Annotated in this window: 16 protein-coding genes; 10 read left to right on the plus strand and 6 right to left on the minus strand. The window is 69.7% G+C overall.

Translation table 11 applies throughout. The annotated features are described in order from the left end of the window. Positions 1–23 precede the first annotated feature (23 nt). The gene (locus OG884_RS20590) at positions 24–3,116 is read right to left on the minus strand and encodes an AAA family ATPase (protein WP_326635240.1); all 3,093 of its coding nucleotides are present in this window, start codon (positions 3,114–3,116) and stop codon (positions 24–26) included. 187 nt (positions 3,117–3,303) lie between these two features. Between OG884_RS20590 and OG884_RS20595 the strand changes: the two genes are divergently transcribed. The 4 genes from OG884_RS20595 to OG884_RS20610 all read left to right on the plus strand — a co-directional run bounded on the left by OG884_RS20595 (position 3,304) and on the right by OG884_RS20610 (position 7,570). Beyond that, the gene (locus tag OG884_RS20595) at positions 3,304–4,290 is read left to right on the plus strand and encodes an ornithine cyclodeaminase family protein (protein WP_326635242.1); all 987 of its coding nucleotides are present in this window, start codon (positions 3,304–3,306) and stop codon (positions 4,288–4,290) included. Between the two features lie 12 nt (positions 4,291–4,302). Next, positions 4,303–5,127: an SDR family NAD(P)-dependent oxidoreductase gene (locus OG884_RS20600; RefSeq protein WP_326635243.1), complete on the plus strand. Its 825-nt coding sequence runs from the start codon at positions 4,303–4,305 to the stop codon at positions 5,125–5,127. Between the two features lie 71 nt (positions 5,128–5,198). Beyond that, a complete protein-coding gene (locus OG884_RS20605; RefSeq protein ID WP_326635244.1) occupies positions 5,199–6,149 on the plus strand; it encodes a VOC family protein in 951 nt (316 codons plus the stop codon). Then, a complete protein-coding gene (locus tag OG884_RS20610; RefSeq protein ID WP_326635245.1) occupies positions 6,146–7,570 on the plus strand; it encodes an NAD-dependent succinate-semialdehyde dehydrogenase in 1,425 nt (474 codons plus the stop codon). The genes OG884_RS20605 and OG884_RS20610 overlap by 4 nt, the downstream gene beginning before the upstream one ends. Positions 7,571–7,726: 156 nt before the next feature. Here OG884_RS20610 and OG884_RS20615 read toward each other — a convergent pair whose 3' ends face one another. Both OG884_RS20615 and OG884_RS20620 read right to left on the minus strand, forming a co-directional pair. After that, the gene (locus OG884_RS20615; protein ID WP_326635247.1) at positions 7,727–8,704 is read right to left on the minus strand and encodes an alpha/beta fold hydrolase; all 978 of its coding nucleotides are present in this window, start codon (positions 8,702–8,704) and stop codon (positions 7,727–7,729) included. A gap of 135 nt (positions 8,705–8,839) precedes the next feature. Then, on the minus strand, positions 8,840–10,072 hold the full coding sequence (locus tag OG884_RS20620) for an amidohydrolase family protein (RefSeq protein ID WP_326635249.1): 1,233 nt from the start codon (positions 10,070–10,072) through the stop codon (positions 8,840–8,842). Between the two features lie 188 nt (positions 10,073–10,260). Here OG884_RS20620 and OG884_RS20625 point away from each other — a divergent pair, with 188 nt between their 5' ends. From OG884_RS20625 to OG884_RS20645, 5 genes are read left to right on the plus strand one after another with little or no spacing between them, the layout of a single operon-like run. Continuing rightward, entirely contained in the window at positions 10,261–12,354 is a 2,094-nt protein-coding gene (locus OG884_RS20625; RefSeq protein WP_326635251.1) for an acetate--CoA ligase family protein, read from the plus strand. Continuing rightward, positions 12,351–13,733 (plus strand): FAD-dependent oxidoreductase, encoded by a 1,383-nt coding sequence (locus OG884_RS20630; RefSeq protein ID WP_326635253.1) that lies wholly within the window; start codon positions 12,351–12,353, stop codon positions 13,731–13,733. The genes OG884_RS20625 and OG884_RS20630 overlap by 4 nt, the downstream gene beginning before the upstream one ends. Continuing rightward, entirely contained in the window at positions 13,730–14,896 is a 1,167-nt protein-coding gene (locus OG884_RS20635) for a thiolase C-terminal domain-containing protein (protein ID WP_326635255.1), read from the plus strand. Before OG884_RS20630 ends, OG884_RS20635 begins: the two co-directional genes overlap by 4 nt. After that, positions 14,896–15,294: a Zn-ribbon domain-containing OB-fold protein gene (locus tag OG884_RS20640; protein ID WP_326635257.1), complete on the plus strand. Its 399-nt coding sequence runs from the start codon at positions 14,896–14,898 to the stop codon at positions 15,292–15,294. Before OG884_RS20635 ends, OG884_RS20640 begins: the two co-directional genes overlap by 1 nt. After that, positions 15,291–16,433: an epoxide hydrolase family protein gene (locus tag OG884_RS20645; RefSeq protein ID WP_326635259.1), complete on the plus strand. Its 1,143-nt coding sequence runs from the start codon at positions 15,291–15,293 to the stop codon at positions 16,431–16,433. The genes OG884_RS20640 and OG884_RS20645 overlap by 4 nt, the downstream gene beginning before the upstream one ends. 455 nt (positions 16,434–16,888) lie before the next feature. Here OG884_RS20645 and OG884_RS20650 read toward each other — a convergent pair whose 3' ends face one another. Together OG884_RS20650 and OG884_RS20655 are read right to left on the minus strand one after the other, a co-directional pair. Beyond that, positions 16,889–18,133 (minus strand): CaiB/BaiF CoA transferase family protein, encoded by a 1,245-nt coding sequence (locus OG884_RS20650; RefSeq protein WP_326635261.1) that lies wholly within the window; start codon positions 18,131–18,133, stop codon positions 16,889–16,891. A gap of 34 nt (positions 18,134–18,167) precedes the next feature. Next, positions 18,168–19,307: a CaiB/BaiF CoA transferase family protein gene (locus OG884_RS20655; protein ID WP_326635262.1), complete on the minus strand. Its 1,140-nt coding sequence runs from the start codon at positions 19,305–19,307 to the stop codon at positions 18,168–18,170. Between the two features lie 135 nt (positions 19,308–19,442). Here OG884_RS20655 and OG884_RS20660 point away from each other — a divergent pair, with 135 nt between their 5' ends. Continuing rightward, complete coding sequence (locus tag OG884_RS20660; protein WP_326635263.1) at positions 19,443–20,201, plus strand: SDR family oxidoreductase; 759 nt, start codon at positions 19,443–19,445, stop codon at positions 20,199–20,201. A gap of 53 nt (positions 20,202–20,254) precedes the next feature. On the opposite strand, the gene OG884_RS20665 is transcribed toward OG884_RS20660, so the two are convergent. After that, positions 20,255–21,715, minus strand: coding sequence for an aldehyde dehydrogenase family protein (locus tag OG884_RS20665; RefSeq protein ID WP_326635264.1), 1,461 nt, complete (start codon positions 21,713–21,715; stop codon positions 20,255–20,257). Between the last annotated feature and the right edge of the window lie 27 nt (positions 21,716–21,742).

Raw genomic sequence — 21,742 nt, forward strand, 5'->3', positions numbered from 1 at the left:
ATTACCGGCGTCATTATCGCGAGTCAGGTTCCGTTGGTTCTAACGGCGCGCGCACCGGGTTGGGGTCGGATCTCGCGTCGGGGTGCGGCGGGTTTGGCCTCGAGCAGCCGGCGGGCGTCGCCGGGTCCAAGGCCGAGCTCCTGCAACGCGGCCACCGCCCGGCGATAGGCGGCCAGGACGGAGCTCTCGCTGCCGATCGTATGCTCGATCTGGACGAGCAGCCGGTATCCCGGGTCGCTGTACCGGTTGAGCGCCAGCAGCTGTTCGCACTCCTCGCGGGCCTGCTCGGGTTGGCCGAGCTCGACCAGCAGCCGGGCCAGTTCCAGGCGCGCCTCCTCTTGAACGACGTCGAGGTGATGGCGTCGCTCCTCGGCCCAGCTCAGGTTGCTGCCACCCAAATAGGGGCCCTGGACGATCTCAAGGGCGGCGCGAAGCCGGAGAACTCGCCCGTCGCCGCTCGCCCAGCTGGCGGTCCGCAGAAGGTCCTCGAACCGCACGTCCGCAGCGTCGACGACGGTGTCGGTCGGCAGGCCCACCAGGTTCCCGTTGCGCCGGTCCAGCGACAGCCCCGTGATCCGCCGGAACTGGAACGAGATCTGGCGGAAGTGGTTGCCGCCGTTGCGCAGAGGGACGTCCGGGAACAGGACGCTCTGCAATCGGGTGCGGTCGATCCCATTGGGATGCAGAACCAGCAGCGCCATCAGCTCGATGATCTTCATGCGGCCGATCTTCTGGGGCACGCCGTTGATCCAGATGTCGCGTTCCGGTCCGAACGGTTGCAGCCCCAGCCGGACGTTGCCCACCGCGGTGGGCAGGCGGAGCGGCCGGGCCGACGGGGCGATGACGAGCCTCCGCCAGCGCATGCCGATCGGGTCGCGGGCGTCCTCCCGCTTGGCGATGTCCGGGAATGCCCGAAGGGCAGGCAGTAAGGTGGTGAAGCTGCCCATCAGGGCCGCCGTGTGGTAGGCGAGGTCGGCGGCCTCGTGCGCGGCGTCAAGGTCGCCGCAGCGTGCTTCGGCTTCGGACAGGCATGCGGCCGCGAACGGCAGGTAGAGCCGCCGATGTGCCTTGTTCATCGACCGCACGCACTCGTTCAGCAACGGTCGCGCGGTTTCGGCACGGTCGTCGACGAGCAGCGCGAGCCCGAGGTATGTCTGACCCCACTCCAGCAGCGCCGTCTGACCCGTGGTCGCGGTGCGCTCGATGCCGTCCTGGAGCGCGGCGACCGCATCCTCCCGCCGGCCGAGTTGGAGCAGGATGTAGCCGGACAACAGCTCGTAGGCGGGGAACAGGAAGAAGGTGGTCTTGCGGCTGTCGGTGAGCGCGACCCTGATCGCCGACAGCGCGAGCTCCCGCTCACCCTCACTCAGCAGCAGCAGGGCCTCGATGAAGTGTGACTGCGGGCGTTCCCGGATCTCTTCCGGGACGCGGTTCCACAGACCCTGCGCCTCTTCGACCTTGCCGGCGAAGATCGACGCCAGAATCACATTGGGGTTGACCACGGGAGCTTTGGGATCGGCCGGGATGAGCGCGCGGAGTTCGGCGACCCTGCCCTGCAGCAGCAGACCCCAACTCATGATCCGCTCCACGTCGCCCCAGTCGGATCCGAGCGGCGGCATGGCGGGAGTGAGGTCGGTGCACACCGAAAGCATGAAACGCATGACGTCGGCCCGGTAGTCGCCCTGATAGCGGTCGAGCAGCCGGCGGGCTTCAGCGGGGTCGGACTGTAGCGCCCACGCCGCGGTGGCCAGCAGGGCGTGGTCGGCCTCCATCGCCGCCCGCAGCAGGCCGTTGCGGTCGAGGTTGCGGATCAGCTCGATCGTCTCCTGAAAGCAGCGCTGGCCGAACAGCGACCGGATCAGCGCGGCGAGCAGCTGGGGGCTGCTGTGCAGCCGCTCGCGACCGAGCCGGTTCGCCCAGCGCAGGAAGGTGTCCCAGTCGGAGCGATCGCACAGGGCCGCCGCGGCCATCTCGGCGGTCGTCTGTGCCTGACCGAGCTCGTCGATGGACAGGTACAGCTCGGTCGCCTCTTCGGCGTGCCGGTGGGCGAGCAGGAAGCGGGCGTACCGTCGCACCAGCTCGACTCGCCGCTGCGGGTCGCGGGCGAGCAGCTGGCGGTGCAGGAACGAGCGGAACAACGAGTGATAGACGACCGTGGTCTCGGTCATCGTGGTGGCCGGCAGGTGCAGCGTGCGGAGCGTGTCCCAGAGCGCATGCGCGTCGTCGCCGCACAGCGCCGCCGCCGTCTGCCGGGTGAGTACGTCGGGCACCGAGCTGTCCAGCAGGAACTGCTGTTCGGCGGGTGTCAGCTCGGACAGCACGTCGTTCATGATCACCGACGGCAGGTCGTGCGACAGGCGCTGCTCGTGGAGGCCGTAGCGGTAGCTGAACGCCGCGCCCGCGGTCCAGCCGCCGGTCGCCTCGTGGACACGTGCCCGTTGTTCCGGCGGCCCTCCGAGCAGCTCGCCCAGGTGCTCGTTCTCCTTGGACGTCAGCCGAAGCTGAGTGTCGGTCACCAGCCGGATCCGGCCGTCGAGCATCCGATGCCGAAGCGGGCCGGTGAGATCGGTCCGGCTGAGCAACAGGATCCGCAGGGGTTCGGGGCAGTACTCCAGAAAGGTTCCCAGCGCCGACTGCGCGTCCTCGGAGTACTCGAGGTGTTCGCATTCGTCGATGACCAGCAGCACGGGCTCCGGCGGCACCGAACCGGCGATGAGCGACGCCGCCTCTTCCAGTGTCGTTTCCAGATGGAAGGCCGTGTGGCGCCCGCTTTCCTGCCCGGAACCGCGCGGCGTCATCAGCGCCTCTTCGAGCCCGGACAGCAGTCGGCGTGGCGAGCTGTGCGAGCTGTCCAGGGTGATCCAGGAGATCGGCAGGGGGGTCAGCGCGCCGTACAGCTGTGCCTGAACGGTCTTGCCCGATCCCGGTGCCGCCGACACGAGCAGCACGTTGCATTCAGCGAACAGCTCGTCGAACAGATGGTCGAGTCGGGCGCGCCGCAGCACCTCACGGGGCATCCCGGGCTGGCGCAGGCGGTGGGGGAGCAGCCCGGGTTGCTTGGCCGCCACAGTGCCCGGTCCCTGAGGTCTGCCGTCGGAGGCGTCGTCGCTGGTCACCAGGGCCCTACTCCTCTCTGAGCGAGTTGTGGTGCCCATTTGCACCCGACTGTCCGAATCTTAGTCATTTGCGCAAGTAATGCAAGGATCCGACACCGCTGGCCGGGCGACCGTCGTTAACGGAGCGGATAACGAGCGGGTCCGAGCCTTGGTATGTCCTTCCAGTCCACCCGCGCAAGGGGAATTTGTGACCTTGATCCTGAGCGACAAGGATGTCCGCGGCCTCGCGGACATGCCCACCCTTGTCGATGCGCTCGAACACGGCCTCCGGGAGGAGGCGACCGGGCCTGGCGCGATCTTGCCGGAGCGCATGAACCTCGCGCTGGGCTTGACGTTGTTCCGTGTGATGCCGGCGATCCTTCCGGCCTCCGGGGTGCTCGGCCTGAAGTTCTTCTACGGCACCCTGTCCGAGGGGGTCCGGTATTCGGTCATGGTCTCGGCGATCGATGGCGGCGAGGTGCTCGCGGTGGTCGACGCCGCCTACCTCACGGCTCTGCGGACCGGCGCGACCAGCGGCGTCGCGACCCGGTATCTGGCCAGCCCGGACGCGCGTACGGTCGGGCTGATCGGATCGGGCATGGAAGCCGAGACGAATTTGGCGGCGGTCTGCGCGGTTCGCCCGATCGAGACGGTGCGGGTCTACAGCAGGAACCCGGCGCGGCGGTCCGATTTCGCCCGGCGGATGTCGGCGAGGTTCGGAATCGCGATCGAGCCGGTCGATACGCCGGAGCAGGCGGTCGCCGGAACCGATGTGGTGGTGGTGGCCACCAACACCGGCCGCGGCGGGGATGTCGCCTTCCGCGGTGAATGGCTCACGGCCGGGCAACATGTCGTGTCGATCGGATCGACGGCGACGTTCCTGCGGGAGATCGACGAGAACACCTTCCTGCGCCCGGAAGTGGTGGTTTTCGATGCCGCGCCGGCACAGGTCGGGGCCGAGTCGGGGGACGTCGTGGCCTTGATCGCCGAGCACCCGGGCTGGGAACCGCACGGCATTCTCGACGACGTGCTGGCCGGACGCCTCGCGCGTACCGATCCGGGACAGATCACCCTGTTCAAGTCCGTGGGCACGGCGGCGCAGGACCTGATCGGCGCGCTTGCCCTGTACCGGAGCGCCAGCGCTCGCGGCGTCGGACTCGTTGTGCCTGAACTGGCCGAACCCAAGGCGTTCTGAGGAGTTTCCAGCATGATCATCGAAGGAGTACTCAGCGGCCGGACGGCGTTGATGGTGGGCACCAGCCCCAACATCGGCGCCGGCATCGCCATCGAGCTCGCCCGGGCCGGCGCCCGCGTGGGCTGCGTGGACCGCGATCCGCACCTGGCCGCGCTGACGGCCAAGGACATCGCCGAGGGGGGCGGTGCCGCCCATGCCGTCGGCTGCGATGCCACCGATCCGGCGGCGGTGACCCGTGCCGTCGACGAGGTGACCGAGTCCCTCGGCCCGATCGACCTGCTCGTCAACGGTGCCGTCGTCTATGCGGTCAAGGGGCTGCTCGAGATGGAGTTCACCCAGTGGCGGCGGCAACTGGCGGTCATGCTCGACAGCGCGTTCCTGTTCTCCTCACTCATCGCGAAGAGGCTGGTCGCCGACGGCCGCAGCGGCGCGATCGTGAACCTCATCTCGACTGCGGGACACCAGGGCGAGCCGGGGAACATCGGCTACGCGACGGCCAAGGGCGGCCTGCTCAACATGACGCGATCGGCCGCGACCGAACTCGCGCCGCACGGAATCCGGGTCAACAGCCTCACCCCGACCGCGACCGACCCGGCCGAGGCCATGGCTCGTGCGCAGCGGTGGGGCGTGCCGGGTCCGGACGAGGCGACCCGTGCGGCGCTGGCGCTGGCCGAGAGGCAACTGCCGCTGGGGGCACTGCCGTCGCCGTCGGACTACGGCCGCGCAGCGGTGTTCCTGTGCTCGGACGCCGCTCGCATGATCACCGGTATTGATCTGCCGGTCGACGCCGGTTCGCTCGCGCGGTACTGGCGGGCCAAGCCGGTCGAAGGCCCGTGAGCGTGCGGTAACGAGGCCGGTAACCGGTCGGCCGCCATTCTGCTTCAACAAATGAGGAGGAAGTTCGGCACATGAGTCTGATTCAGGAGATGGGCTACGCGGCCTACGGCGTCCGCGATCTCGACCATGCGGTCGAGTTCTTCCGCAACGTCTGCCAGTTGGAGGTAACCGAGCGGGGCGACGGCGTGGTGTTCCTCAGCGGCGACAAGCGCCACCACTGGGTGCGCCTGGAGCAGCGCGCGGAACCCGGTCTGATCCGGCTGGGCTACCGGGCCGTGGACGCCGCCGCGATCGACGAGGTGGCGCGCAGGCTGGACCGGCTCGGGGTGGCGTACCAGCGGGTCGAGGACTTCGTACACAACCGGGTCACCGGGGCGCTGCGTTTCACCGCGCCGGACGGTTTCGAATACGAGGTCTACGAGCAGATGCTGAGCCTGCCGGCGTCGCCCGCCCCGGCGCGCGGCATCGCGTGCCTGCTGCACGCGGTGATCTTCGTGACTGACGTCGCGAAGGCGCGGCAGTTCTACACCGACGCGCTCGGCATGCTGGTCTCCGACCGCATCGAGGAGGTCATCACCTTCCTGCGATGCGGAAACCAGTACCACCACTCGCTCGCACTCGCCCGGGGCGAGGCCGGCAAGCTGGACCACATCGCGATGCTCGTCGACGAGATGGATGACGTGCTGGCGTTCCGCGCCCACGGCGTGGTCACCGACACCCTCGCCGGTGACGTGGTCAAGCATGTGGCGTCCAACTCCGTCTCGGTTTACCTGCGCGACGTGGTCGAGGGCATCGGCGTCGAGTACTGCAACGGCCACGATGCGATCGCCGACGAGAGTTACCCGGGCCGGTTGATCAAGGCTGGGCCGACCACGGTGAACGCATGGGCGGCCGGTTTCCCCGTGCGGCCACCGATGGATTCGCTGGACAAGCAGGCTGCCGTGGGAACAGGGCGGGGTGGCGGCACCGCGGCCGGGGCGGCCGCGAGCGGGGCCCCCGAACCATCGGCGGCGGACGCGTGAGCACCGAGACGCTGAGCCTGATCGGTGAGCGCTCCACCGGAGCGGATCCGATCCCGGTGTACGACCCGTCAACCGGTGACTTCGTGGCGTCGGTGCCGGACGCGACCGAGGACGACGCGCTGCGTGCGGTGGACGCGGCCTCGGCGGCCTTCGCGGCGTGGCGTACGTGGGCGCCGCGGCGGCGGGCCGAGGTGCTGCGGCGCTGCTACGACCTCATGTCCGAACGCGCCGAAGCGATCGCTGTGCTGATCTCCACCGAGAACGGCAAGCCACTGGCGGACTCCCGGGGTGAAGTGGGCTACGCGGCGGAGTTCTTCCGCTGGTATTCCGAAGAGGCCGTCCGGGCCACCGGTACGCTGGGCCGCTCTCCCTCAGGCGCCAACCACATCCTCACCCAGCAGGAGCCGATCGGTGTGGCGGTGCTCGTCACGCCGTGGAACTTCCCGGCCGCGATGGCCACCCGCAAGATCGCCCCCGCGCTCGCGGCGGGCTGCACCATGGTGCTCAAACCCGCAACCGAGACCCCGCTGACAGCCTTCGCGATCGCCGAGATCTGCCGCGAAGCCGGGGTGCCCGACGGCGTGGTCACGGTGCTCACCACCCGGCGCTCGGGGCCCGCTGTGGCCGCGATGCTGCACGATCCTCGGGTGCGCGCGCTGTCCTTCACCGGCTCGACGGAGGTGGGCAGGCGGCTGCTCCACGAGTCGGCCGACCAGGTGCTGAAATGCTCGATGGAACTGGGCGGCAACGCGCCGTTCCTGGTGTTCGCCGATGCCGACCTCGATGCCGCTGTCGACGGCCTGATGATCGCGAAGATGCGCAACGGCGGGCAGGCCTGCACCGCCGCGAACCGGATCTACGTGGAACAGCCGGTGCTGACCGAGTTCGCCGAACGGCTCGCGGCCCGGATGGGTGCGCTGCGGGTCGGTCCCGGCACGGCCGAGGACACCGAGTGCGGCCCGCTGATCAACGCGGCAGCCGTCGCGAGGGTGTCCGATCTGGTCGACCAGGCCATCAGTGCCGGCGCTCGGGTGCTGACCGGAGCGGTCGCACCCGACGGCCCCGGGTCGTTCTACCTGCCCACCGTGCTGACCGACGTGGCACCGACCTCGGCCCTGGCCTCGGAGGAGATCTTCGGGCCGGTGGTCGGTTTCCAGGCATTCACCTCCGAGGACGCGGCCGTCGAGGCGGCCAACTCCACCGAGTTCGGCCTGTCGGCCTACGTCTACACCGGGGACCTGAGCCGGGGACTGCGCGTCGCGGGGCGCCTGGAGAGCGGCATGGTCGCGATCAACCGCGGCCTCGTATCCGACCCGGCGGCTCCGTTCGGGGGAGTCAAGCAGAGTGGTCTCGGCCGTGAGGGCGCGCACGACGGGCTGCTCGAGTTCACCGAGACCAAGTACATCGCGGTCGACTGGTGAGCCGGCCGCGTTCACCCCGGCGTCCAGGAGGGGTGAACGCGGCCGGCCCGTGGGCCGTGGCCTCGTCGGCCTCGTCGGCCTCGACCACTCGGTCTTACCGATCCCGGCCGCTGCCGGAGCTGCTCGGCGCGGCCGAGGATGTCCTCACCTGACCCCTCAGCCCACTATCGCGTCCCCGGACATGGCCACGGCGGCGGGGATCCAGGCGGCGATCCGGTCCCACAGCGTGGCGCGGTCGTCGGCCAGGTTGTGGCAGTGCCCGGACCTTGTCACGACGTAAAGGGTCACGTCGCGGGAGGCGGGGTAGTTGCCCGGCTCGGCGTGCGGGTCGGGTGAGTTGTCGCGCACCGCGCCGAACCCCAGGAACACCGGCACCTTGATCTCCGGGACGTACTTCGCGGCGAAGCCGGGCGTGATGGCCTCCGACACGGCTCGGACCGACACCCGCGATTCGGCGGCGTCGTCAGCCGCGACGACCTCCTCGGGCACGCCGGGTGCGTGGAAGATCGGGTGCAGGCCGCTCCGCGGTACGACGCACGAGGTCGCGTCCGGCGCGGTGCCGTTGACCTGCCGGAAGATCGCCTCGCTTCGGGCGACGCGCTCGGCCAGGTCGTCCGCGCTGTTGTCCTTGTCGTAGGCGCTGACGAACTGCACGCCGTAGCCCAGCAGAACCACCGCGTCGAACGGCCGGGCCTCGGCCTGTACGACCGCGGTCAGGCAGGCACCCAACGAATGCCCCACGCCGACGAGCGGCAGCTCCTGCGCGGGCAGGCCCGATGCCAGCGTGCCGTCGCGCAGCCGCTCGCCGAGCTGCGCCGCGACCGCGGCGTCTCCGCGGGCGAGCAGCCGCACTCCCCGCTCGCCCGAGTGCCGTGGGTCGCTGCTGCCGCCGACCCCGAGATGGTCGAGGGCGACGACAAGGTAGCCGTTCGCGGCCAGGTGCTCGGCGAAGCTGTAGCCGGGATGCCCGGGCACCTCCAGGTGCCAGTAGCGCTTGTCATAGGTGCCGCCGGCCAGGCACAGCAAGGCCGCTTTCGGTGCTCCGGCCGGAGTGAACAGCCAGGCGGTCTGGGTCAGCCGCTCTCCCGTCCCCACCGCGTCGGTCACGTCGAAAACCAGTCCCTGCGGTCCCATGTCTCTCCTTCGCGCATTCCACGAACAGGCCTTCGGACTCGGCGATGCACGTGTGCGAAGCATGCGGCATCGCCGAAGTCCAGGGGTTCTCGCCAAACCAGCCCTTGGAACAGGTGGTCTAGGCCAATCGCTGCCTCAGCGGTCGCGGTCCTTGTCCAGGTGCAGCATCTTGATCGCGTTGCCCCGGCAGACCTTGTAGATCTCCTCCTCGCTGAGCTCCGCGAACATCTCCTTGGCCAGCACCGCGGTGTGCGGCCAGGTGGAGTCGGTGTGCGGGTAGTCGACCTCGAAGGTGGCGTTGTCCACGCCCACATCGTGCAGGTTCTTGACGCCGTAGAAATCGCGGAAGAAGCAGCCGTAGACCTGGCGGTAGTAGTAGTAGGACGGCGGCTCGGGCATCGCTTCGGCGAGCACGCCGTTCCACCCTCGGTGCTCCTGCCACACGGTGTCGGCCCGTTCGAGCTGGTAGGGCATCCAGCCGATCTGGCTTTCCGAGTAGCCCAGCTGCAGCGACGGCCACCGCGCGAGGATTCCGGAGAACAGGTACTCCGTCAGCGAGGCGATCGCGTTGCTGGCGGCCAGGCTGATACCGACCGCCGGCGGCGCGTCGGGCGAGACGGTCTCCATCTTCGAAGAGGAGCCGATGTGCATGCAGATCGTCGTGTCGGTCTCGGCGCAGGCCTCGAAGAACGGGTTCCAGAATCCGGAGTGGATGCTCGGGAAACCGAGGACCCACGGATTCTCGCTGAACGTCACGGCGTGGAAGCCGCGTTCGGCGTTGCGTCGCACTTCGGTGGCCGCGAGGTCGGCGTCCCAGAGCGGCACGACACCGAGCGGGATGAGCCGGTCCGGGTTGGTGGCGCACCACTCCTCGTGCATCCAGTCGTTGTAGGCCTTGATGCAGGCGAGACCCAGTTCACGATCCTTGGTCTCGCTGAACTCCTGCCCGCAGAACCGGATCATCTGCGGGAAGCACAACGACGCCTCGACGTGGTTGAGGTCCATGTCCTCCAGCCGCGCCACCGGATCGAAGCAGCCCCTGCGCATCTCGTCGAAGCTGATCGGGTTGAGGTCCATCTCCTCGCGGGCCAGACCCACGGAGGCGATGTTGCGGCGGATCGGCTTGACGACCTCATCGAAGACCCAGACGTCGGTCTCCGGGCCGTTTTCGTCCTTTTCTGTGACGAAGGACCCGGCATTCCACCGGGTCTTGCCGACCGAGCGGCGCTCGTAGTGCGGTGCCCGGTCCATGAACTTCTGCGGCAGCCGATCCGTCCAGACGTTCGGCGGTTCGACGACGTGGTCGTCGACGCTGATGAACCAGGGCAGCTCACCGCCGGTCGGCGAGGTGGCTTTGCTTTCGGTCATGCCAGATCCCTTCTGACGCGTGTCGGAGCCCAGGCCTGTATCCCGGTTTTCGTGTGGGGCCGAGTCTGCGCCGCGGCCTATTACCGCCGTCATTACGAGGGCGATGGGTAACGCCCGCGGTAATCGGACCGGGCGCACGCTGCTTCGCGATGGCCGCAGGTAAGGGCTTGCGGGGAAGGAGCGCCCGGATGACCGAGGTACAGCCTGTGGAGATCGAGCGTTTTTATCGACCGCGGTCGATCGCGGTCGTCGGCGCACACGACACACGAGCGGGTCTGGCCGGGCTGACGGAGAAGGCGATCACGCACGCCAAAGCCGTCGGGGCGGCGTTTCACCCGGTGAATCCGAAGCGAGAATCCGTGTTCGGGATTCCCTGCGTCGCGAGCCTGACCGATCTCCAAGGGCCCATCGATGTGGTGGTCGTCCAGGTCGGCGACCCGGTCGGCGTGATCGACGCGGCGGCCGACGCCGGGCTGAAGGTCGGGTTCTATCTGGTCTTCTCCAACGGGTTCTCCGAACTCGGCACCCCCGAGGGGGTCGCCCGGGAGCGCAGCCTGCTCGAGGCTGTGCGCCGGGCCGGAGCCCGGCTGGTCGGTCCGAACACCAACGTCAACGCCTGGGACCCGCTCGCCGACCTGCCCGGCCGCCGGCTCGCGGTGGTGTCGCAGAGCGGCGTGCAAGGGCGGCCGTTGACGCAGGCCCAGGAACTGGGGGTCGCACTGAGCTACTGGGCGCCGACGGGCAACGAGGCCGACCTGGAAGCGGCGGACTTCGCCGAGTTCTTCGTGCGCGACCCGGAGACCGCGGCCGTCTGCGGCTACATCGAGGGTTTCAATTCCGGCGAGAAGCTGCGCTCGGCCGCCATCGCCGCGATCGAGAACGACACCCCGATCGTGCTGGTGAAGGTCGGCCGCAGCAGCCTCGGCAGCTCGATGGCGCAGTCCCACACGGGCCACCTCGCCGGCGCCGACGAAGTCTACGACGCGTTCTTCGAGCAGTTCGGCATGGTCCGGGTGCCCGACGTCGACCAGCTCGTCGAGGTCGGGGTGGCGCTGGCCCGATGTCCGATACCGACCGCCGAAGGCGTGGTGATCTGCAGCGCCTCCGGCGGCACCGCGGCGCACGTCGCGGATCTGGCCACGCTCGGCGGCCTGTCGATGCCTTCGCTGTCCGCGCGGACGCAGGCGGATCTCGCCGAAGTCATCCCTGCGGGCTTCCGCCTCGACAACCCGGTCGACAACGGCGGCGCGGTGGTGATCGGCGATCGCGAGGCCGGGCGGCGGATCTGGGAGCTGTGCCTGCGTGACGAGCACATCGGCGTGATGCTCTGCCCGATCCCGGCGTCGGCCCCCCAGCTCACCGACGCGATGATCGAGATCGTGCTGCAGGTCGCGGCTACGGCGACCAAGCCGATCCTGCCGATCTGGAGCGGCCCATCCGTGCGGCATCCCGGTTATCAGGCATTGTGGGATGCCGGGCTGCCCGTGTTCCGCAATGTCAGCAATGCCGTCGCCGCGGCCCGTGCGCTGATCGGCCATCCGGCGCGTACGCCCCGGCTGAAGGAGATCGCCCGGCTGGCCCGGGAGCATCCCTCGCCGGCGGTGCCCAGCGGCGAGGGGTGGGTGCTGGAGGAGAGCGAGTCGACCCGCTGGCTCGAGAGCCACGGGATTCCGTTCGCCCGGCACGCCTTGGCCGGCACGGTCGAGGAGGCTGTCGAGGCGGCGGAGACCATCGGCTGTCCCGTCGTGCTCAAGGGCCGCGGCGCGGCACACAAGAGCGAGCGCGGGTTCGTCGTCACCGGGCTCGCCGACGCGGCTGCCGTGCGGGCGGCCGCCGAGCTGCTTCGCGACCGGGGAGCGGCCGGATTCCTCGTCGCCGAGCAGGTCAGCGGGGGCATCGAACTGCTGGTGGGCATCACCGCTGACCCCGTCCTGGGCCCGGTGGTGCTGGTCGGCGCGGGCGGGGTGACCGCCGAGGCTCAGCGTGACGTCGCCCGCTCGGTGTTGCCGCTGACCCGCGAACGGGCCATGGAGATGCTCGCTGGCCTGCGCATTTCACCGCTGCTCGACGGCTGGCGCGGCGCGCCCGCGGCGGACCGCGACGCGGTGGTCGACCTGCTGTTGAAGCTCGCGAGCATCGCCGAGACCGGCCAGGTGGTCGAGCTGGACGTCAACCCGATTCTCGCGCGACCAGGCGGTGTGCTCGGGCTGGATGCGCTGGTCCGACTGGCTCCCGGGGTGACGGGCCCCGTAACGGGTTCGGGCACAGGGTGGTCGGCATGACCACGGAACCGGATTTCGACGTCGCCGTCATCGGTGCCGGCGGCGCCGGACTGGCGGCGGCGGTGAGCGCCGCGGACGCCGGAGCGAGCGTGCTGATCGTCGAGGCCGCCGACACGGTGGGCGGCGCGACGACACTGGCCGGCGGGAGTTACATGGCCGCCGGTACGCCGGTGCAGGCCGCCGCAGGTTACCCCGGTGACACGGCCGACGCCTTTTTCGACCACTATCTCACCTTCAATCGCTGGGCCGTCGACCCGGCGATCGCGCGCCGTTTCTGCGACGCGGCGTTACCGACCTTCGAGTGGCTGGTCGGCCTCGGGGTGCGGTTCACGCCGGAAGGCTTGTATCGCGCGACCCGCGAGCCGGTGCCGCGCAGTCACCGGCCCGTCGGCGGAGGCCAGGCCTATGTCGATGCGCTGCACCGGGCCGTTCGCTCGCACGGGGTGGACATCGCGCTGAGACGGCGGGTGGACAGCCTCGTGCCCGGCGGCGAGGGGACCGGGTACACCATCGGCGCGGGCGGTGACGAGATGACCGCACGCTCCGTCGTGCTGGCCACCGGGGGGTTCGGGGCCAACTCGGACCTGGTGCGGCGGCATTTCCCGGACGCACAGGGCGAGGTGTGGTCTCCCGCGCCGCAGACCTGCCGGGGCGACGGCCTCGAACTGGCCACCGCCGCGGGCGCCGCGACCAGCGGTGTCAACCACGGCGACCTGCTGCTCACGGCCGGTTTCGTACGGGACATCGAGCCCTTCGTGCCACCCTGGCTGCTCATGGTCGGCAGACACGGCCGCCGGTTCGTCGACGAGAGCGCCCCCTACGCCGTGGTGACCCCGCTCGCCCTGGAGCACGGGCCCTGTTGGGTGGTCCTCGACGACCGGATGCTGCGATCGGCGAAGGCCGATCCGGCCAGCGCCTGGGGCGCGGGAACATGGACCGCCGACACCTTGCTGCCCGCGGTCGCCGACGGCCACGTGCTGCGAGCCGACACCGTCGAGGAGTTGGCGGCCGCCATCGGCACGCCGGGACCGGCGCTGGCCGCGACGATCCGCCGCTACAACGAGTCGTGCGCGGCCGGGGCGGACACTGAGTATCTCAAGAAGCCGGCCGGGCTCGTCGCCGTCGACCAAGCGCCCTACTACGCGGTCCGGCTGTGGCCGGCCGTGGTGGCGCTCACCGGGTACGGGCCGCGCATCGATCCGGACGCGCGGGTGTTGCGGGCCGTGGACGGAGACCCGGTGCCGAACCTCTACGCCGCCGGCGAGCTGACCGGCAACGTCCTCGGGCCCCAGTACCTCGGTGGGGGCAACGCGATCGGCAATGCGCTCGTGTTCGGCCGGATCGCCGGCCTGTCCGCGGCCGCGGGAGCCGACCGATGAGCAGGGCGGGAACCTGCGCCATCGCGGGAATCGCCAACACGCCGTATACGCGGGGCACCGACAAGTCCACCTTGGACCTTCATCTGGAGGCCTCGCTCGCCGCGCTGGCCGACGCCGGGCTGACCCCGGCCGACGTCGACGGCGTGCTGCCCAGCGCGAGCGCGGGCCGCACCGCCGAGGACTTCATCCTCAATCTCGGCCTGCGCGATCTGGCGTTCGCCCCGACCGCGCATATGGGCGGCGCGAGCCTGATCTCCTCCATCCAGAACGCCTGCCTGGCCATCGACGCGGGCGTCGCGTCGTGCGTCCTCGTGCCGGCGGGGCGGCGCGGCTACTCGGGAGAGCGGATTTCGGCAGGTCGTGGCGTGATGGAGCCGATCATGTCGACTCTCGTCGAGTTCGAGGCGCCCTACGGCAACGTCGGTGCCGCCCAGTGGTTCGCGCAGGCAGCCCAGCGGCATATGCACGAATACGGCACCACGAGCGAGCAACTCGGCCACGTCGCGGTGACCTGCCGTGCCCACGCGAACCTCAATCCGCAGGCCCTCATGTACGGAAAGCCGATGACGCTGGCCGACCACCAGGCCTCACGGATGATCACCACCCCGTTCCGGCTGCTGGACTGTTCGCTGGAGTCCGACGGCGCGGGAGCCCTGGTGATCACCAGCGCCGACCGGGCACGGTCGCTTGGACGTGGCGACGCGCTGATCGCCGGAGTCGGCGAGGCGCACAGCAGCGCGCCGACCTCGATCACCCAGAAGCCCGACGTCGCCGTCGTACGGAGTCTCCAGGTAGCCGCGGCACGGGCGTTCGCCATGGCCGGCATCACGGTGGCCGAGGCCGACACCGTCCTGATCCACGAGGGTTTCAGCTGGTACGTCATCGCCGCGCTGGAGGCCCTCGGTGTCGTCAAACCCGGTGAGGGCGGTCCGTTCGTCGCCGACGGCAACATCCGGCTCGGCGGGCCGCTCCCGGTGAACCCGCACGGCGGTGCCCTCTCCGAAGGACACGTGTCCGGCGTCAATCATGTGATCGAGGGCGTCCGCCAGCTCCGCCGAACCGTTGAGCCGGCCCGGCAGGTTCCCGACTGCGCCACCGTCGTGGTCGTCAACGAGGGGAACTTCTTCGACGGCACCGTTCTGGTCCTGGAGAAGGGACAGTGATGAGCAGCCGACCGATGCCGCCACCCAATCCGCTGACAGCCGGGTTCTGGGAAGCTGCCCGCCGTCACGAGCTGGTGCTCCAGCGCTGCGCGTGCGGCCGGTTCCGGCACTACCCCCAACCGTTGTGCCCGGAGTGCTACGGCGGCGACTGGAGCTGGGTACCGGTCAGCGGCAAGGGCGCCATCTACACCTACACCGTGACGCACCGGCCGTTCCATCCGGCGTGGGCCGGGCAGACGCCCTATGTGGTGGCGACCGTCGAGTTGCCCGAGGGAGTTCGAATGGTCAGTGACCTGCCACCCGAGGACACCGAGGCGGTCCGCATCGGGGCGCCCGTCGAGGTGTTCTTCGACGACCACGAAGCCGTGACACTGCCCCGGTTCCGGCTGGTCCGATGAAGCCGTTCCGGGTGCACGTCGCCGAGGACGCGTTGGCGGAGCTGGGTCGCCGCATCGCCGCCACGAGATTTCCGCCGCCCTCTCCGGGTGAGCCGTGGTCGGACGGGACATCCGAGGCGTACCTGCGTGAGCTGCTGGAGTACTGGCGGGATGGATTCGATTGGCGCGCGCAGGAGGAACGCATCAACGCCCTCCCGCAGTTCCAGGCCGAGGTCGACGGACGGGAACTGCATTTCGTGCACGCCCGCTCGGCGGAACCGGGTGCGTTCCCCCTCCTGATGACGCACGGGTGGCCCGGATCGTTCTGGGAGTTCCACCGGATCATTCCGCTGCTGACCGACCCGGCCGCACATGGCGGGGACCCACGCGACGCCTTCCACGTCGTCGCACCCTCGCTTCCCGGCTACGGCTGGTCGGCCATCCCGGACCAGCCCGGCTGTGACCCTGCCGCCATCGCTCGCGCGTTCGCCGCGTTGATGGCGAACCTGGGCTACTCCACCTATGGCGCGCAGGGAGGTGACTGGGGAGCGCGGATCTCGGCCCAACTGGGGGTGAGCGACGCCGACCACGTCGCCGGCGTGCATCTCAACTTCCCGAGCTTCATCACCCCGCCACCCGACTTCGACGGCTCCGGCCTGGACGCCGCCGACCGCGCGGCGCTGGCGGCCGCCCGAGCCTTCGGCAGGGACGCCGCCGCCTATCTCCACTTGCAGTCCACCCGCCCGCAGACGCCCGCGTTCGGGCTGTCGGACTCACCGGCCGGCCTGGCCGCCTGGATTGCCGAAAAGTACCGGGAGTGGACCGACTGCCACGGCGAGGTGGATCGCGCGGTCGGGCGCGACGACCTGCTCACCATCATCACGATCTACTGGGTGACCAACACGATCGGCCCGTCGATGCGGCTCTATCACGAGCACGGTCGCCGGCCGTGGAATCAGCGGGTGCCGGTGCCCGCGGGCTGCGCGGTGTTCCCGGCCGAGACCTCGCCGCCGGTGCGGAGCTGGGTCGAGCGGTTCCTCGACGTACGCCAGTGGACGGATATGCCACGGGGCGGGCATTTCGCGGCGCTCGAGCAACCCGATCTACTCGCTGCCGACATCCGCCGATTCTTCCGTCCGCTCCGTGCGACGTCCCGCTGAACCGCAGCGGGCCGAGCGCGACTGGCCCCCACCCACCACCACAAGGGAAGGCGGACCAAAGATGAAGGTAACCGTCGACGTCGGCCGCTGTCAGAGGCACGGCCGTTGCAACACCACCTGCCCCGATGTCTTCGCTTTCGACGAGGAGGGTTTCGTCTTGTGCTGACCTCCTCGGTCGGGGACGAGCTGGCGGCTGACTGAGGTCCGGAACGCCGGACGCAACTGCCCAGAGCGAGCCATCTCCACCGAATGAGCCCGTCGAACGTGGAGCGGCCCCGGAAAAGATCTCCTGGATCTGTCCGGGGCCGTCGCATGTTCACATCAGGCGGGATCGCGGCCGATGAGGAATTCCGCGTCCGCATCCGGCGCGTCCGGGATCCCGGACGCGCGAAGCCGGCACAGCACGGGCAGTCCCAGTAGGCGTGGTCAGCGTGAACCCGTGCATGAGACCGCGCCTAGCCGAGCGCGCCGGATTCCCTGAGCTTGGCGATATCCGGTTCAGTGAACCCCAGCAGCCGGGTCAGGACCTGCTCCGTGTCCTGGCCCACGTCCGGGTGGCGATGCAGCGGTCCCTCGCTGACGCGGGACATCTTGATCGGGTTTCCCGGCATGAGCACGGGCCGCTCGGTGCCGGTCGGGATCTCGACAAGCATATTGTGCTCGCGCACGTGCTCGTCGGCCGCCAGATCGTCCATCGTGAAGCACGGCCCGGCCGGAATGCCTGCCGCCGCCATTTCCTCGACGGCCTGAAGCCTGGTGCGCCGCCGCGCCCACTCTTCGATCGCCGGCCGGAAGATGTCCTCGATGTGAGCCGTCCAGGCCAGACGATCGGACAGGCGCGGATCGTCGAGCCACTCCGGCCGGCCGAGCAACTCCGCGAGGCCGGCCAATTGGTGCTCACGGATCACCGCCATCAGGAAGTACCCGTCGGCCGCCTCGAACGTCGTCATGATCCCGACACCATGGCCGGTGGCCATCCTGGCCGGCAGCCCCAGCGACCACAACTGCGGGTACATGTCGTTCATCGCGATCATGGCGTCGAACATCGACACGTCCACCTGCTGCCCCAGCCCCGTCACCTCCCGATGCCGGACCGCCGCGAGCAGGCCGATGACGGCGAACAGGCCCGCCGAGAGGTCACCGAGCGCTCCGGCGACCCCGGTGCGCGGGGGGTCGCCGGGCTCCCGGGCGATCTCGGGCAGCCCGGCCATGGCTTCGACCACCGGCGCATACGCAGGCCATGAACGGTACGGCGAGGGCGTGTGGTTGCCGAACCCCGACACCGACAGGTAGATCGCGCGCGGGGCGACCTTGGCGACGTCGGCGTACCCGAGCCCGAGCCGGTCCATCACGCCGGGCCGCATGTTCTCGGCGACGACGTCGACCTCCCCGGCCAGGCGCAGAAAGAGCGCGCGGCCCTCGGGATTCTTGAGGTCGAGCACGATGCTCGACTTGTTGAGGTTGCTCCGGGCGAAGGTGCCGCCGACCGTGGTGCCGCCAGGTTCGGGCACGATCGGGCGCGCCGCACGGCCACCTTCGCCGGCCGGCGGTTCCACCTTGATCACCTCGGCGCCGAGGACTGCCAGCAACTGGGTGCCGTACGGCAGTGACAGCATGTGCTCGGCGGCCAGGATCCGCAGGCCGGCCAAGGGCTTGCCCCACTCCGCCCGGTCCTCGCCGTATACGGTTTCGAGTCGCACGTCGACCCTCTCTGCTCAACAGTGAAAACGCTGGTCAACCGAACGCACCGCTGCCGCGCAGCCCGGTGATCTCCTCGTCGGTCAGGCTGAATCCGCGCAGGAGTTCGTCGACGTCCGCCGTGCTGGTCGGTCCTACGGGCTGCTGGTTCAGGTCCGGGGGATCGGGGACGGCCAGCCGGGGGGCGAGTTGGCGGATCGAGCGGCCTTCGTGCTCCACCTCGATCGTGAGCGCGCGGCTGCGCAGGTGGGGATCGGCGAGGGCTTCGGCGGGCGAGTTGACCGGGGCGACGCAGGCGTGCGGCCCCAGCTCGGTGATCCATTCCGCACGGGTACGGGTGGCGAACACCGCGGCCACCTCAGCGCGGATCTCCTCCTGCGAACCCGGATGGTGCTGATCTGGTATCCGGTGTTCCAGACCAAGCCCCCGGCACAGCGCCGCCCAGAAGTGGGGTTCGATCGCACCGACGCTGAGCCATCGGCCATCGGCCGTCCGGTACACGTCGTAGCAGGCCGAACCACCGGTCAGCAGGCCCGGCCCCGAATGCTCCTCGCCGGCGAGGTGGCCGTCGAGGACGAATTGCATCACCCGAAGCACACTGTCCATCACGGACACGTCCAGCCGGGCGCCTTCGCCGGTCTGCACCCTGCGCAGCAGAGCGCTGAGCAAGGCCACGGCGGTGGAATAGCCGCCGACGGCGTCGGCGACCGTTCCTCCTGGCAGCGCCGGTCCTCCGTCGGCGCGACGCGTCCCCGCATCGAGGAAACCGCCGAGCGCGAGCCAGTTGAGGTCATGGGCGGGCCATTGCGCATAGGGTCCGTGCTGGCCGTAACCGCTCACCGAGCAGTACACGATGGACTCGTTGGTGCGGCGGACGTCTTCGTAGCCGATGCCCAGACGGGCCGCGACGCCGGGCCGGAAGCTCTCCACCATCGCGTCGGCGGTGCCGAGCAGCCGATGGACGAGCGCGCGACCGCTGTCGTGCTTGAGGTCGACGGTCAGCTGCGGGATGCCCCGGTTCGCGCTGTAGGCGTACCACGGCGCCGCCATGACCCGGTTGCCCCGGTCCGGCGGCCGCACCTTGATCACCCGCACACCGTAGTCCGCCAGCAGCCGAGTGCATCGCGGTCCCGGACCCATGCTGGAGAAGTCCAGCAGAACGAGCTTGTCCAACATGCGGCAAGGCTCTCGTCCGACTCGTTATCAAACCCGTTAACGGGGGTGTAATCCGCCAGGCCGTGACTGGTAACGCGGACCGTAATGGAACGCCGCCGATGCTCGCACGATCAGCCGACGAGGTGAGGAGAAGTCATGTCAGGGCCACACGACGGACGAATAGCTGTTGTCACAGGTGCCGGTCGCGGCATCGGTCAGGAGTACGCCGCCGCGTTGGCGTCGGACGGTGCGACTGTGGTCATCGCGGATGTGGACGACCGGCTCGCCGCGGAGACCGTCCAGCTCATCACCGACAAGGGCGGCAAGGCGGTCGCGAGGCACGTCGATGTCGCGGCCAAGGAGTCGACCGCCGAACTCGGTGACTGGGTGCGCAGAGAGTTCGGTGCGGCGCACATCTTGGTGAACAACGCCGCGATCTATCACTCGATGCGCATGGACGCTCAAATGGATGTCGACATCGATTACTGGCGCAAGATCTTCTCGGTCAACCTCGATGGCGCGCTGCTGATGACGCAGGCGTTGGCGCCGTTGATGATCGAAGCCGGGTGGGGCCGCATCGTCAACCAGACCTCCACCGGGGCGTATGCGGGACTCGGCGGCGCGTACTCTGTCTCGAAGCTGGCCCTCATCGGCCTCTCACAAGGATTCGCCCGGGAACTCGGCAAGCACGGCATCACAGTCAACACGATCGCCCCCGGCCTGATCCACACCGAAGCCACCATGGTGACCGTCTCAGCCGAAGCCCGCGCCGCGATGCTGGCCCAACAGGCGGTGAAGAAGGAGGGTCAGCCCGCCGACCTGGTCGCCGCGCTGCGCTTCTTCTGCAGCGACGAGGCCGGCTGGGTCAGCGGCCAGGTCACCATCGTCGACGGGTTCAAGACCCTGCGCCTCTGAGGCGCGCGGCGCGCCCGCGGTGCCGCGATTTCTCCGGCACCGCGGGCACAGGCTCACTTCGCGACGGGGACCACGCCGACCGGGCGCGCGCTCGGACCGCCCACGTCATGCTGGACGGACAGTTCGGTGAAGCTCTCCATGCCCCAGGCGCCCAGTTCGGCGCCGAGGCCGCTCTGCTTGACACCCGCGATGGGCTGCACCGGCCACAGCACGTTCTTGTGGGTGTTGACCCACGTCGTCCCGGCTTCGATCCGATCGGCGACGACCCGGCCACGCGCCGGATCCGCGCTCCACACCGAGCTACCGAGACCGTATTCCGACGCGTTCACCGTGGCCAGCACCTGTTCGACGTCGCGGTAGGCGACGACCGGCAGGGCGGGGCCGAACTGCTCCTCGTCGACGATCCGGAACCCGTCGGCGACCGAATCGAGGATGGTCGGCCGGTAGAAGTAGCCGGGGCCCTCGATGGGCGCGCCGCCGGCGGCCACCCGCCCGCCGCGTCGAACCGCGTCGGTCACCAGTTCCCCGACGATCGACCGCTGGGCGTCGTAGGTCAGCGGCCCCATCCGGGTGGCCGGGTCATGGCCGTCGCCCACCACGACGGTGTCCGCGATGGCGGCGAGCGCGGCGACGAGTTCATCGCGCAGCGATTCGGGCACGTATACCCGCTTGACCGCCACACAGGTCTGCCCGGCATTGCCGAACGCACCCCAGAAGAGCGCCTCCGCGACATCGGACACGACGGCATCGTCCAGGACGATGGCCGGGTCGTTGCCGCCCAGTTCCAGCACGGTCCGCTTCAGGTCCCGTGCCGCCGATTCGGCGACGAGCCGCCCGGTGCGGGGAGACCCCGTGAAGGTGATCAGCCGTGGCACCGGGTGGCTCGTCATCCACCGGCCCAGGTCGGTTGCCCCCCCGCTCAGCACGTTGACCACACCTGCGGGCAGCACCGGGCGCAACACCTCACCGAGGCGCAACGTGGCCAGCGGCGTGAACGGGGACGGCTTGAGCACAACCGTGTTCCCGGCCGCCAACGCCGGCGCGATCTTCATCCCGCCGGCGACCAGCAGCGGCGCGTTCCACGGTGTGATCGCCGCGACCACACCCACCGGGCGGCGCCGGACGACGACCCGCGCCTCCGGGCCGTCCTGCAACACCATCGGTTCGAGCCGCACACCGGCGAAGTGCCGCAACGCGGCGACCGTGCCGAGCACCTCCGCCCGCGCCTCGGCGAGCGGCTTGCCCTGTTCACTGGTGACGAGCTCGGTCAGCTCGTCAGCCGCGGCGACGACCGCGTCGGCCGCCGCGTTCAGGGCGGATTCCCGACCGTCCGCGTCGGCGGCCCACCCCGGCAACGCACGGGCGGCCGCCCGGAAGGCGTCGTCGAGCTGGGCCGAGGTGGCATCCGGAGCCACGGCGAGGACCTTGCCGGTCGCCGGGTCCTCGACCGAGAAGGTCGCGCTCCCACGCACTGCGGTCCCATCGATGGTCATGGTCAGCCCGTCGGGTGCCATTTCCTACCTCCCTTTTGGTCGGGCGGT

Origin of the sequence: Streptosporangium sp. NBC_01755 (genome assembly GCF_035917995.1) — a bacterium.
In the GTDB taxonomy this organism is placed as follows: Bacteria; Actinomycetota; Actinomycetes; order Streptosporangiales; family Streptosporangiaceae; genus Streptosporangium.

Bases quoted from the DNA above. Each gene is read 5' to 3' on its own strand.
- OG884_RS20605 (WP_326635244.1), top strand. From the start codon at position 5,199: ATGAGTCTGATTCAGGAGATGGGCTACGCGGCCTACGGCGTCCGCGAT.
- OG884_RS20615 (WP_326635247.1), bottom strand. From the start codon at position 8,704: ATGGGACCGCAGGGACTGGTTTTCGACGTGACCGACGCGGTGGGGACG.
- OG884_RS20635 (WP_326635255.1), top strand. From the start codon at position 13,730: ATGAGCAGGGCGGGAACCTGCGCCATCGCGGGAATCGCCAACACGCCG.
- OG884_RS20630 (WP_326635253.1), top strand. From the start codon at position 12,351: ATGACCACGGAACCGGATTTCGACGTCGCCGTCATCGGTGCCGGCGGC.
- OG884_RS20640 (WP_326635257.1), top strand. From the start codon at position 14,896: ATGAGCAGCCGACCGATGCCGCCACCCAATCCGCTGACAGCCGGGTTC.
- OG884_RS20645 (WP_326635259.1), top strand. From the start codon at position 15,291: ATGAAGCCGTTCCGGGTGCACGTCGCCGAGGACGCGTTGGCGGAGCTG.
- OG884_RS20625 (WP_326635251.1), top strand. From the start codon at position 10,261: ATGACCGAGGTACAGCCTGTGGAGATCGAGCGTTTTTATCGACCGCGG.
- OG884_RS20665 (WP_326635264.1), bottom strand. From the start codon at position 21,715: ATGGCACCCGACGGGCTGACCATGACCATCGATGGGACCGCAGTGCGT.
- OG884_RS20655 (WP_326635262.1), bottom strand. From the start codon at position 19,307: ATGTTGGACAAGCTCGTTCTGCTGGACTTCTCCAGCATGGGTCCGGGA.
- OG884_RS20600 (WP_326635243.1), top strand. From the start codon at position 4,303: ATGATCATCGAAGGAGTACTCAGCGGCCGGACGGCGTTGATGGTGGGC.
- OG884_RS20620 (WP_326635249.1), bottom strand. From the start codon at position 10,072: ATGACCGAAAGCAAAGCCACCTCGCCGACCGGCGGTGAGCTGCCCTGG.
- OG884_RS20660 (WP_326635263.1), top strand. From the start codon at position 19,443: ATGTCAGGGCCACACGACGGACGAATAGCTGTTGTCACAGGTGCCGGT.